The sequence below is a fragment of the Thermoplasmataceae archaeon genome (assembly GCA_038729425.1).
In the GTDB taxonomy this organism is placed as follows: domain Archaea; phylum Thermoplasmatota; class Thermoplasmata; order Thermoplasmatales; family Thermoplasmataceae; genus B-DKE.
Map to the genome: position 1 here is coordinate 260,544 of JAVYSB010000002.1, position 12,553 is coordinate 273,096.

The window sequence follows — 12,553 nt, forward strand, 5'->3', positions numbered from 1 at the left end:
TGATACTGGCATCTGGGATCACGCAGGTAGTGATGTATTATTCCGTATTCAGCAAGCGATGGATAATTAAAAATTATTTTGTTGAAGGAAAAATTTATAGGTTGATATAATAAATATCAATCCTTATAACCATATTCTGAATATCTTTGTATATGAGGAACCCGGGGTTGGTACTCGCCTTCTTTGTATTTTTCTTGCTGGCAATCCTTATTTTGCCCGCACATCTGGCATCACAGCCGCAGGTATCCTCCAAGAATGTCATGGTGATAAACCTCGATGAAGAAATTGATCCGGGATCCGGATCGATGATAACAAATGCCCTCAGTGTTTCTAACACAGCGAATACTGCCGCAGTAATAATCAGCATGAATACGCCCGGCGGCATACTTAACAACATGATACAGATGGTTGATGCAATCAATGCAACCGAAGCAAGGGGAATCCCGGTATACACCTACATCGTACCGGATGGTATGGGAGCTTCAGCTGGATCATATGTAGCTATGGCATCAGACAAAATATACATGGGTCCCGGGTCATTTATAGGGCCATCTACCCCAATAGTAGTTGGTGGCACGGCCCTCGAGCAGAATCACACCGAGGCGGCAATGCTTTCTCTTATGCAGTCAATGGCTACCGCTCATGGCAGGAATGCAACAGCAGCTGGCATAATGGTCACATACAACTATGCATATAATTACTCGAGCGCATTCGCTGTGCACTTGGTTGACGGACAGGCAACAAACTTTACAAACTTTATAGATGACTTGGGACTTTCGTCTTACCCGCAAACAGTTGTGAACCCGACTGTATATGATAATTTTCTGAGTTTCTTGAGCAACACTTACGTTGATGGAATTCTTATTCTAATAGGCGTAATTGCAATTCTTCTTGATCTTTATCATGGAACGGCAATACTTTCTGTCGTTGGAATCGCAATGATTGCTCTCGGACTCATAGGGGCGGAAATAGTTGGGGCTTCGCTGGTTGGTCTTATTTTCCTCCTTCTTGGAGGGGTACTCATAATACTGGAATTCAAAACGGGTCATGGAATTGCCCTCATATCGGGAGTTATAGTTGGCATGCTGGGGATATTCCTTCTCGCATCGCCCTATCTGGCAGCGAATCAGTATGGATATTCACCGAGCCCGGTCAACAATGCCAGCATCATCGCAGCTTTAATAATCGTTTTTCTTTCTTTTGTCCTGGCCATATACCTGAGAAGGCTTGTTGTTTCTCTCAAATCAAGGAGAATAACCGGAAGCGAGAGCCTTATTGGAACAGTAGGAGTCGTGAAGGATAGGATGTCCCCGAAGGGTACAGTATCCATTGATGGCGTAATGTGGCGGGCTGAAAGCAACGGTGGCGAGGAAATTCAGAAGGGAGAGGAAGTCAGGATCGTGCGGAGAGAAGGCCTCAAGGTTTTTGTCGAACGAGTCAAAAAGCAATAAAAACCAAATTTATAAATATAGACCCGATTGCAGCGAGTGCCAAAATCCATATTGGGATTTGATGTTGGAGGAACAAAGATATCTGCTGTTGCTGGCAACGATTCTGGGGAAATAATAGCAAACCTGAGAAGGCCAACCATAAAGCATCTCGGAAAAAAGAGGCTGGTCCAGCAACTCGTTGAAATGGGAAATGAGGTAATGGAGAAAGCCGGTTTCGATGTCGTTGACAGTATAGGAATCCTTTTTGCTGGTCTGGTGGATCAGAAAAATGGTGTCGTGATATCTTCGCCGAATATTCCAGGTCTAAATAATTTCAACTTAGCCTCGGAAATAAAGTCACATTTCGGAGCGCCTGTCACCCTCGAAAATGATGCAACAGGTGCCGCCATAGCCGAGCGTCTTTTTGGTTCCGGGACGGATGTTGAAAACTTTGTCTATGTCACGCTCAGCACAGGCATTGGTGGAGGGATCTTCATTAACGGCAAGCTATACCGCGGATCGCATGGCCTTGCGGGTGAACTTGGGCACATGGTAATAATGTCCAATGGCCCAACCTGCGGTTGCGGAAGGAAAGGATGTCTTGAGGCCATAGCTGGAGGGAAGGGCATTGCCAGGAGGGTGTCGGAGAATATTAGCGCTGTCCGTGAATCTCAGTTGTTCTCCACGATGAGGCCCAATGATATTGATGCCCAGGCCGTTTTCGAAGCTAAGAAGCACAGCGATATGTTTGCCCAGCTCATCATTGAGGAAACAGTTTATTATCTTGCCGTAGGCATAGTCAACATTGTGAACATACTTGACCCGGAATTAATAATTATTGGCGGGGGTATTTCACGTGCCGGCAACGACCTTTTCCACCCGCTGAGGCTTGCGGTGAAGGAGGAAATGAGGTCGCTTGCAAGGAAAGTGAAGATCGTCAGGGCACTGGAGAACGGTTCCGATCTGGCTGCGATCGCCGTCCCGTTATTCAAGTATGAATGAAGTATGACACTGGTCACAGGCCCCCGAATACCCTCTGCTTGAAAGATTTTGGCATCATTTTGGCCATGGTAATGTATCTTCCCACGGATTTTGCTCCGTTTCTGTGTATTCTTTTGTGGAGAATGTGATGTTTCATGAGCCATGGTCTAATTTCTGAATCCCATTTCTGCTGGTAATAGATAGGATTATCTGTCGCGGCAGCAATTCCCGCAGAATTCCCTGACCAGAATGCGCCCTGTAACCCACCTGCAGTTGTATTCAACACGGCGTTCACCATATCACCCACAAACATCGTATCCCCTTCCACAACTCTTGCTGCTGGTTCCGAAAGTGGTATTTGGTGTGCCATGGTCTCTACCATCGCACCGTCAACCTCAGGGAAGCGCCTCGTAAATTCCGCCAGCACATCCTTTGGCGCCGTGGAATTCAGGGGATAGTAGCATACGCCAACCTTTCTTCTGTCTGGCCCGTCTGCAAAATCCCAGAAGTAGCCACCGGGTGCTCTGTCGCTGAACCACAGTATCATCTCATAATCATCCCTCCTGGGCAATTTGCGGATTTCTTCATATGCGACCAGCACCTGGTCACGCGCAAGTTTCGCACCCATGTTTGACTGTGGTCCGGCAGCTTTGATTATATATTTACCCGTGAATCTCTCCCTATCGGTAGTAACTTCATTTCCGTCAACCGCGTTCACCCTTGTCCTCATCCTTACGTTCAGCTTTCCGGCAATTGATTCAGAAAGGAATTTCTCATACTTCGTGAAATCGTATACAAGCCCAACGGTTCTGTCGAATGACATTGAGATTGCCTTCCCTGTGTCAGTGCGAAAGCTCATGGCATGTATGTCTGATGCAACTATACTCTTATCAGTAGGCATGCCTATTCTGTTGACCCATTCCATGGATACCGCACCTGTTGACCTGACCGGCAGGCCGATTTCGTCTTTCTTGTCCAGTATGATATAATTCTTACCCGCTTTCTGAAGTGCAATACCCGCAGCCAGTCCCGAGGTTCCGGCTCCAATCACGACTGCATCATAGTCATAGTTCATTTTAACAGAGCGCATTATGGGTCGGGCATTATTAATTTTGCCCCGATCGGACCCTTTGTGGGCAATATCTCCTGAATGGCAGATCGGTTCTGACCTATTGATTAAGTTCTGGGTTGGTTTCTCCCATTAGAATCCTGTAGGCCACGACACCTATCTTCCCTGCGCTGACAGAGTTCTCGAGTGAATTGTCATATGCCCATTTCTCCAGGCTATCATAACCCAGATGCCTCAGCCTATGCGTGATGCTGTCTTTTACTGTGATTATTTCAATGGATTCGCGGTCAAGGTTGGTAGCTTTCCAGAGTCCTACCAACCTGTTGATTTCTTCTACAGGGTTTCTGTGGTCTTCAACCCTGAGATCATAAACTATCCGCGAACCCTTCTCAAAACTTCTGGATTCAGATACCACTAGCATTGCCGCACTCTGCTTCCCCCTTCTGTCGCCCCCGTTTTTCTCAGCCGAAAAAAGGGCACGTATTATTCTGTCCTCAATTCTTCCCTTTTTTTCCATTTCACCGGCCATAGCATTTATTACTCGTTCTCCGGCTAAAATATTGCCCTGTACAGAAAAACCATCTCCAACGAAATGGCCTGCGTATTCGTGACACTGGCTTCCGGTGAAGGCTTGAGCCTCTCCTTTGGAGTCTACAATTCCGAGTTGCCGCTTCTCCCTTTCAGGATCTGCGCTTGTGAGTATTTCCAGAGTTTCCTTTGCGGAATGAGTTTTCAAAAGTTCCAAGCCATTCGGACCATACGAATAGTTGGCATATGATTGGGTCGCGATAGCTCCAATGCCGGCCAGTGCCCACGGAACAACGGAACCTACCGAGAGATACCTGCTGGCCACACCAACTCCCCACTCCTTTGCATCCCTGTCATAAACCACCACTGAGAAAGTCATGGACGATTACCATGAGTGATCGTTATAAATTTTTCCCAGAATGTGGAATTCACAAACTTTAATTGATGTGGGACTAAACAATTCAATTAAAGCAGTTACTCATTATTACCGTTATCTGTCCTGATCTTATGTCGCTCTGCGGTATCGGATGTTTGGAATAATTCCCAAGGAATCTTCGCAAAATATGTTTCTATTGACCATAAGGGGAGTAGAACACCCTATTGTTTGAGACAGAAATATTTCAATTCCAAGTTATTCCCGAGGCCATTCACAGCGAATTTATTACTGGAGTGAACTTTCATGGCGCCTTCAGTTATCTGTTCGATTAAATAGATCACTAGTGCTTCTTTCTAATATTTCGCTTACAAACCATGAGAGTCAATTTCCCATTCCAAGAAGCTGCTATTCTTTATATTATGAATGATCTCCACATGGTATGGCGAAATTTTCCTAATTATTATATACACAATAAAATTTATAAAATATCAGTTTATGTATTTTTGAGGGGATTTTATTACTACCTTGGAAAAAATCAATAAGGCCGGTCTTAAGGCAGCATCAAAAAGTATAAAGACCGCGGAAAAGTATGAAGGAAAGGGGAAGACAAATTTTGCCATAGAGATGAGGAAACTTGCCGGAGATCAGCTTCTTAAGATTGGCCAAACTGAAGCCGCTAATGCCCAGTTCAATATTGCAGCCAAACTATCCGAAGAAAGAGGGGAGTTTGTCGAAAGGGAGGGGGAACTTCACCAGGCAGCGATTTATTATGAACAGGCAATTAAATTAATGCAGAAGAGCGGAAGCGGTAGTGATGGCGGGATAGAGAGAGTAAAGCAGAAGATCATTGGGATCAGTTCAGTATCACCACAGGGTGGCAACGATGAGGAAAAGAAAAGAGCTGATCTACTCAAAGAAAGGACGATCGCAAGGGTGTCTGCCGCAGTGGTTGAGCACGAAAGCTCGTCTGAATATAACCAGAGGCAATATGAAATCAATAAAGAGCTCAGTAGCAGACATTTCTCTGGAATAAAAGGTGACAAAAAAATCAGTCACAACAAGGCTCTTCATGAGGGCATTCAAGTTGATCAGGTCGATTTAGACGATGCTATGCTTAACTATAGCAAAACTGCGGACAAGGCCACAAGACACAAGGAATACATTGTTGCTGGTAACACTTATGTAAGGGTTTACGAAATGTTAGTAAAAAATAATGATGAAAGTCGTGCCCAAGAGTTTATGCATAAAGCCATGGCTGTGTTTTTAGAGGGTGGCGATTATTATTTCACTAAGAAGAGATACGATGAATCTGCTCGCGCTTTTGAACATGCGGCAACTATTCATATGAAGTTAGGTGAAACAGATTCCGCCAGAATAGTAATGCGAAGGGCTATAGAATGTTATATGATAGAGGCGGATAATCATCTCAGGAAGAAAATGAAGAAGGCTGCAATATCCCCCATTGAAAGAGCCATAAGAGTATTAGAAGAAAGTGGAATCCCGGACGACGAAAAACGGAACGAATTGCTAACCCTGAAAACAAACATGGAGCGTGATTTGAATTGAAAACATTAAATGATGCAGAAATGAACGATACGGAAAAGGCAGTGATGGCCAGACACCTCAGAGAAGACGAGGAAGTTTACTATGTCGTTAGGGACGTGAAGTCTCATGCTGAAGAAATCAGAACTTTTGGGCAGGCTCTGTTTGATCGAACATTGGCAAAAAAGTCAAAAGCCAAGGGAACGGATAAGTTTACTTACATAGTATTCACGAGATTAAAGGATTCAGGCGAACCAGCGAGGATGTTGTTTCTGCACGGTATTGATGCACGTGGCCCGCGCCTTCACTTCAACAAAAGCAATACAAAAAAAGGCACTGAAGGATATTATACCCAAGTTAACACTCTGAGAGTTTCCACTCCACACAGTATCGTTTTCAGTCCGACGCTTGTTTACCGTCTTATAACGGAACAGGAAAAATCCAGAATTGAAACCCAAGAAAAGGTTGCTGACAGAAAAGTTACGAAGGAAATCAGGAGGGCAGAGGCTAAAGCAAAGAAAATAGCTGCGAAAGAAGAGAGAAAACATCCATCAGGGAGGAATTTTTCTACATGGTATGAAGTCAGGTCCCTAGACGTGGACAAGAAGTTGCTAAAAGGGGGATTTGTGTCTCTGACTGTCGTAGTAGAAAATTTTAAAAGGAGAAATGCAAAAGATTTCGGCACTATAGAACAAATAAAGAATGATATGGGGGTAAGTGCAAAAGGAGCTTCTTCTTTGGCCTCAGGTAGAGATACTGAGAACCACAATAGGGTAACAAGTTCCATACAGCGGCCGTACGAATTGGATCTATTTTTCCGTGATAAGACAGAAGAAGTGTATGCGAAGTTCAGAGAGATTCTAGGAACTTGATCCAGCGTATTTCTCACTGGGCAGCTTTATTCTGATATTTCCTACCTTTTTGAAGCGTATCTTCCCTTCGAGAAAAAACACAGACCTTCAAATCAATGTTCTGTTCACAAAAATTATTGCCAGTTCTACGCTAATACAGGAAGCCGCTTATTTCGTTTCGGAGAACGTCATTTGCGAATGTCAGCCAGGAACATATTTAGACGCCCTTAGTGAGGGACCAGGAAATAATATACTTCCAGATAGTTTTGCACTAAAATTTTTTGGGATTTACAGACTGATAAGATGCTAGCGTCTGAATGGAGTTTTCGATTTTGACATCAAAAATAAGATGGCATCTCCTTTGTAAATTGTATTTCCGTTGTGAGCCAAAAGAAACAGCTTTATTCATACTTATTAAAGTTTTTTTCAACCCGGCTTGAGGTTTGAAATCCATTTTGATAGGGATGCTCAGAGAATTAGCTTATACAAGGGAAATACCCAGGGACAAAATTTAGTAAGTGGTGCTTTTAATGATTTTAGTCCGAACAGTTCATAAATAATGATGTTCATTTTACATTATGTGAATTGTTTTCATGTAGTGCATGGTCCGGGATATATTTTGAAATTGGTTAAAATCAATTAGGAAGCATCTTCGTCCCAGTAATTTTATCCTAATTGCGTGCAAGAGATTTTGCCTATTGAGATTGAGGAAACACTCTTTGAATCTGAGCTCTTTTGAAAATGGTAGCCCAATAATTTATTAAAAAGTGCTCTAAATTTGGATTCAGGAAGCTGTATAAACAAATATACGTGTTAGAAGCCGCCGACGGGATTCGGACCCGCGACCTCGTGCTTACCAAGCACGCGCTCTACTAGGCTGAGCTACGGCGGCAATGAATATGGGAAAGAAACTATGTATATAATTCCTTTCAGTTGTTGAGCCAAGACCCGCAGCAAAGCTGAGGAACCCGAAACACCTGCTGTTTGTTGGTCCCCAACACTGGAATAAGAAGGTTAAATATCGCACATCGTTATCTAAAATCATGTTCTCTGTGGGGGAGGAGGAAGCAGACCTAATAAAGCAGCACTGGGCTGACTTTTTCAGTAAATACGGTTACAGGACCGCCATAAATTTCCTCAGCACTCAGTATCCAGATGAGAAATCCCTGAAGGTTTCATTCAGGGATATATATGATTATGATTCTGACGTTCCCTCTTTTTCCTCAAACGTTCTGCAGATGCCAGAACTTTATCTGGGGATAGGAGAAAGCGTAATCTCAGATGTTATGCAGCAGAAAAAACCCTCTGATTCGAGGAGAGTGAACATACGCCTTGTAGACCTTCCTGCTAAGGACGTAGATACTGAGATCCGCAACATCAGGAGTTACCACGTTGGAACCCTGATCAGCGTCAGTGGCATAATAAGGAAGAATACAGAAGTTCTTCCCAGGCTCCAAAATGCAGCCTTTGAATGCACTGTATGCGGAACGATAAATTATGTGAAGCAGGAAAGGGGAAGGCAGGATGAACCAGTAAGATGCCGTAACGAAGAGTGCGGACTTGACCGGACCAAGACTAGATTTAAGTTGCTGACGGGCGAATCAGAGTTTGTGGATATCGAAAAGATTGAAATCCAGGAAAATCCGGAAACGCTTGAAGGGGGAGCACAACCACAGAGAATCACCGTCGTTCTGGAGGACGATCTTACAGGGAAGCTCTTTCCGGGAGATAGAGTTATCATAGATGGAATTCTCAAAGCCGAACAGAAAAGAGCTGGTCCGGCTCTGTTAACGGAGTTCAGCGTGTATCTTTATACCATCAACTACAGGAAGGAATCAAAGGATGTTGAGAACATTCACATCACGGAAGAGGACGAACATGCCATCATTGAGCTATCTAAGGAGCCGAATATAATAGATAGGCTCGCCAGTTCCATTGCACCAACGATCTTCGGGCTTGAAATGGTCAAGACTAGCCTCGTGCTTCAGATGTTCGGCGGTGTACGAAAAACGATGAAGGATGGCACCAACATCCGCGGGGATATCCACATTCTCATGGTTGGAGATCCTGGAACTGCGAAGTCGCAGCTTCTGAGGTACATGACTGAAATTTCTCCGAGGGGAGTGTTTGCATTCGGGAGGGGTTCAAGTGCGGCTGGACTGACAGCGGCCGCCGTGAGAGATGAGTTTGGTGAAGGAAGGTGGTCTCTTGAAGCAGGGGCCCTAGTACTGGCTGATAACGGCTTCGCTGCCATTGACGAACTGGATAAGATGGATGACAGGGATACGGCTTCGATGCATGAGGCTATGGAACAGCAGACCGTCACAATATCAAAGGCAGGAATTATGGCCACGCTGAAATCGAGGTGCTCAATACTGGGAGCCGCAAACCCGAAATTCGGGCGCTATGATCAGAACAAGACCATCGTGGATCAGATTGATTTTCCTCCGCCTCTTCTTTCCCGTTTTGATGTCATATTCAAGATGATTGACGTTCCGGAGAGGAACAACGACTCGAAGCTTGCGGAGCATATCCTGAAGGCGCATCGCGTTGGTGAAATTTACCGGAGTCTTGAGCAGAACGAGTTGACCGACATTGAAATACCAGAGGAAAAAGAATTCACACCACCAATAGAAAAGGAAATGGTGAGGAAATACGTGTCTTATGCAAAGAGCAGGGTCTTCCCCAGGTTATCAGATGAGGCCATCAGCCTGCTGAAGGATGAGTATGTCACCACTAGAAATACAGGAACCGACTCAATACCAATAACCGCAAGACAACTGGAAAGTACGATCAGGCTTGCAGAAGCAGCAGCCAAGGCTAGGCTTTCCGGCGTGGTATCTTACAACGATGCACTTCTCGCCAAGAGGATTGTTGACTATTATCTCCGTGACGTGTCAACGAGCAATGGAGAGCAGAGCATAGACATACTGTACACTGGAATGAGCTCCAAACAGAGAGGCGAAGCCGAAAAGGTCCTGGACATAATCAAGGAGATTGCCAGAGAGCTCGGTGGAGAAAAGAAGACGGTGGAAATTGAGGAGGTCATAAGGGTTGCAGTTTCCCGCGGAATGACAAAAGAGAATGTGGAAACAGCCCTCTCAAAAATGAAAAACCAGGGGCAGATATATGAACCCGGCTACGGGAAGGTTGGGGTTATCAAATGACCGGTCCTGCAGTGATGAGGATTGTCAGGGCTCAGGGTGAGATACTCCTGTCCGCGGCTGACCAGGATCTTCTTAACACGGAGGTCAGGGAGGGAAAACTTCATCTCAATATCTCAGAGGATTTCTACGGTAATGTGAAAGTTTCCGATGATACATTCCGCTCTTCACTAAATCTGTGCACGATTGCAAATCTCGTAGGAGAACACGTAGTTAACATTGCAATTGAAATGGATCTGGTATCTCCAGAAAACGTCATCTATATAGGCAGGGTGCCTCATGCCCAGCTCGCCAAAATAATCAATTAGCTTTATTCAGCTGCATAAAATAACCAATAAGATGGAAGAATCTGTCAGGAGCGTATTCGAATCAATTCAGGATAAATATGATTTTCTAGACTCCATGATCAGCTTCGGGTTGGACCAGCCATGGAGGAAGAAGATGGTCAGAGTAATGGAATTACGGGACGGTCTGCATCTTCTGGATTGCGGCGCTGGTACCGGAAAACTCACGGCCATAGTTAGCGAAAAATGCCCCACATGCATCATGACTTCACTGGATATTACTGAGAAAATGTTTCGGAAGTCACTGGTTCCAAGGACAAGTTTCGTGGTTGGCAGCGCTGAGAAACTGCCTTTTCCTGACTCATCCATGGACCGTATAATGTCTGCCTTTCTCACCAGAAACCTTTCGAGCCAGAAAAATTACTTTGACGAATCCTTCCGGGTGTTGAAGAAAGGTGGCCTTCTCGTGAACATGGATATCTACAAGCCAGTTATACCTGTATATAGGGAACTTTTTTCTGCATATTTCTTTCATATTGTGCCGTTCATTGGAGACAGAATGACCCATTCGAAATCATACACTTACCTTGCGAACTCGGTGATACGTTTCAAATCATCCGAGGAAATTTCCCGCCTGATCAGTGGGGCTGGTATGAAGGTTGAGAAAGTATTGAAGCTCATGCTGGGATCGGTAGTCATACACGTCGCAAGGAAAAGTTGAATATTTTGATACTCAGAGAATGAACCTAACTGTTTAGATAATAGGCGCACATGCTTGCATACGTTTAGAGAATCATTTGCTCAATATCCATGGCAAGATCTCCTTGATTCCGACGCTGGGCTAGAAGATTTCAACAGAAGGAATCTCAGAACGCCCCGTGTTAATAGTCACGTGAGGTGGCAGTTGACCTGACAGGAAAATAAGCGGAACAGGGGTGTCTGGGAGCGGGATAACATTGCTGGCGATTGATAAAGTTATAATCCCAGGATACAATGAAGGTGTTATCGGCGAGGCATTGCTAGACAATCAGGACATAGTGAATAAACTCGGTCAATTCAGGGTGATCTGAATGCAAGGATTCCAGTTAAACGACGAACTGGCAATCGAAGATGGAAAATTTCTGGTTATAGCCGGACCTTGCGCTGTTGAAGACAGGGAACAAATCATCGAGACAGCAAAGTTCCTCAGGCGCCTTGGCGTGAAGGTCTTGAGGGGCGGAGCTTACAAGCCAAGGACATCACCTGAATCATTCCAGGGACTAGGCCTAGAGGGCTTGAAATTGCTTGCAGAGGCGAGGGAAGCCACAGGCCTTGCCATCGTTACTGAGGTAATGGATACCTCTGTCATGGATGAGGTTTCAAAATATTCAGACATACTACAGGTTGGGTCAAGAAATTCCCAGAATTTTGCCCTGTTGAAAAAAATAGGGCATGTAGGGAAGCCTGTGCTACTGAAACGTGGTTTTGGCAATACAATTGACGAGTTCATCAGTTCCGCCAGGTACGTCTCTAATTCCGGGAACCACAGGGTTCTGCTTGTTGAGCGTGGCATCAGGACGTTTGAGAGTTCTATGAGGTTTACGCTGGATATTGGCGCTGTGCCTGTGCTCCATTCACGGGTAAAGTTTCCAGTTTTAGTTGATCCGAGTCACCCTGCCGGTCTTGCGGAATTTGTTGGATCTCTGGCCCTGGCTGGTATGGGCGCGGGTGCTGATGGACTGATGATCGAGGTGCATCCCAATCCGGACAAAGCCAAGAGTGATTCAGCCCAGCAGCTTAATTTCCAGCAGTTCGAGTCGCTCTATGGGAAAATGAAGAAGGTTACTGAAGCTATGGGCCTTCAAATGATCTGATCGACATTTTCTTTAGAGTGAATGCCTATTTGCATGCATGCCAAAAACCAAGATTATAGCCACCGTTGGACCAGCCAGCCAGGAACCAGGAATCCTGGCCAAGATGATCGATCTTGGCCTATCCTGCATAAGGATTAATTCTGCCCACATCACTGCCGGTTATATCACTGAGATCTCGAACATTATCTCGGATCTTAATACAAAGAAGAAAACGCATGTTGCCATTATGGTGGATTTGAAAGGGCCTGAGCTCCGAACCTTAACATTCCCGGGTGGAACGAAGAACATTATGCTTGGAAAGGAATACAGCCTAACCAAGGGCTCAGCAAGGGACGATCAGATAGGCATTAACCATCCAAGCATTCTTGGATCTCTAAAACCGGGAGACACAATTTTTATGAGTGATGGCAAGGTTTCACTGACGGTAATCAACTCCTCCAAAGATCAGGCCACCGTTTCTGCTGGAGATAATGCT

11 protein-coding genes and 1 tRNA gene are annotated in these 12,553 nt (G+C 45.0%); 9 read left to right on the forward strand and 3 right to left on the reverse strand.

Annotated elements, in window-relative coordinates:
• Positions 1 to 167: 167 nt before the first annotated feature.
• Both QW597_03210 and QW597_03215 read left to right on the forward strand, forming a co-directional pair.
• Entirely contained in the window at positions 168 to 1,451 is a 1,284-nt protein-coding gene (locus QW597_03210) for a nodulation protein NfeD (GenBank protein MEM0155596.1), read from the forward strand.
• 36 nt (positions 1,452 to 1,487) lie between these two features.
• Positions 1,488 to 2,432, forward strand: coding sequence for an ROK family protein (locus tag QW597_03215; GenBank protein ID MEM0155597.1), 945 nt, complete (start codon positions 1,488 to 1,490; stop codon positions 2,430 to 2,432).
• A 13-nt stretch (positions 2,433 to 2,445) separates the two neighbouring features.
• Here the strand turns inward: QW597_03215 and QW597_03220 are convergent, their stop codons facing one another.
• Both QW597_03220 and QW597_03225 read right to left on the reverse strand, forming a co-directional pair.
• Positions 2,446 to 3,486: an NAD(P)/FAD-dependent oxidoreductase gene (locus tag QW597_03220; protein ID MEM0155598.1), complete on the reverse strand. Its 1,041-nt coding sequence runs from the start codon at positions 3,484 to 3,486 to the stop codon at positions 2,446 to 2,448.
• Between the two features lie 94 nt (positions 3,487 to 3,580).
• Positions 3,581 to 4,387, reverse strand: coding sequence for a DUF1028 domain-containing protein (locus tag QW597_03225; GenBank protein MEM0155599.1), 807 nt, complete (start codon positions 4,385 to 4,387; stop codon positions 3,581 to 3,583).
• 522 nt (positions 4,388 to 4,909) lie between these two features.
• Between QW597_03225 and QW597_03230 the strand changes: the two genes are divergently transcribed.
• Complete coding sequence (locus QW597_03230) at positions 4,910 to 5,950, forward strand: hypothetical protein (protein ID MEM0155600.1); 1,041 nt, start codon at positions 4,910 to 4,912, stop codon at positions 5,948 to 5,950.
• Entirely contained in the window at positions 5,947 to 6,798 is an 852-nt protein-coding gene (locus QW597_03235; GenBank protein MEM0155601.1) for a hypothetical protein, read from the forward strand. The genes QW597_03230 and QW597_03235 overlap by 4 nt, the downstream gene beginning before the upstream one ends.
• Before the next feature lie 797 nt (positions 6,799 to 7,595).
• On the opposite strand, the gene QW597_03240 is transcribed toward QW597_03235, so the two are convergent.
• Positions 7,596 to 7,669 (reverse strand) — tRNA-Thr (locus tag QW597_03240).
• 151 nt (positions 7,670 to 7,820) lie between these two features.
• Between QW597_03240 and QW597_03245 the strand changes: the two genes are divergently transcribed.
• From QW597_03245 to QW597_03265, 5 genes are all read left to right on the forward strand, one after another.
• Positions 7,821 to 9,944, forward strand: coding sequence for a minichromosome maintenance protein MCM (locus QW597_03245; GenBank protein ID MEM0155602.1), 2,124 nt, complete (start codon positions 7,821 to 7,823; stop codon positions 9,942 to 9,944).
• The gene (locus QW597_03250) at positions 9,941 to 10,249 is read left to right on the forward strand and encodes a DUF424 family protein (GenBank protein MEM0155603.1); all 309 of its coding nucleotides are present in this window, start codon (positions 9,941 to 9,943) and stop codon (positions 10,247 to 10,249) included. The genes QW597_03245 and QW597_03250 overlap by 4 nt, the downstream gene beginning before the upstream one ends.
• Before the next feature lie 31 nt (positions 10,250 to 10,280).
• Positions 10,281 to 10,946 carry a class I SAM-dependent methyltransferase gene (locus QW597_03255; protein ID MEM0155604.1) on the forward strand — a complete coding sequence of 222 codons (666 nt, stop codon included), beginning with the start codon at positions 10,281 to 10,283 and terminating at the stop codon, positions 10,944 to 10,946.
• 349 nt (positions 10,947 to 11,295) lie between these two features.
• A complete protein-coding gene (gene aroF / locus QW597_03260; protein ID MEM0155605.1) occupies positions 11,296 to 12,078 on the forward strand; it encodes a 3-deoxy-7-phosphoheptulonate synthase in 783 nt (260 codons plus the stop codon).
• Positions 12,079 to 12,115: 37 nt separating this feature from the next.
• Positions 12,116 to 12,553: pyruvate kinase (locus tag QW597_03265; protein ID MEM0155606.1), on the forward strand; the 438-nt coding region annotated here is incomplete at its 3' end.

Bases quoted from the DNA above. Each gene is read 5' to 3' on its own strand.
- QW597_03220 (MEM0155598.1), bottom strand. From the start codon at position 3,486: ATGAACTATGACTATGATGCAGTCGTGATTGGAGCCGGAACCTCGGGA.
- QW597_03225 (MEM0155599.1), bottom strand. From the start codon at position 4,387: ATGACTTTCTCAGTGGTGGTTTATGACAGGGATGCAAAGGAGTGGGGA.
- QW597_03245 (MEM0155602.1), top strand. From the start codon at position 7,821: ATGTTCTCTGTGGGGGAGGAGGAAGCAGACCTAATAAAGCAGCACTGG.
- QW597_03250 (MEM0155603.1), top strand. From the start codon at position 9,941: ATGACCGGTCCTGCAGTGATGAGGATTGTCAGGGCTCAGGGTGAGATA.
- QW597_03255 (MEM0155604.1), top strand. From the start codon at position 10,281: ATGGAAGAATCTGTCAGGAGCGTATTCGAATCAATTCAGGATAAATAT.
- aroF (MEM0155605.1), top strand. From the start codon at position 11,296: ATGCAAGGATTCCAGTTAAACGACGAACTGGCAATCGAAGATGGAAAA.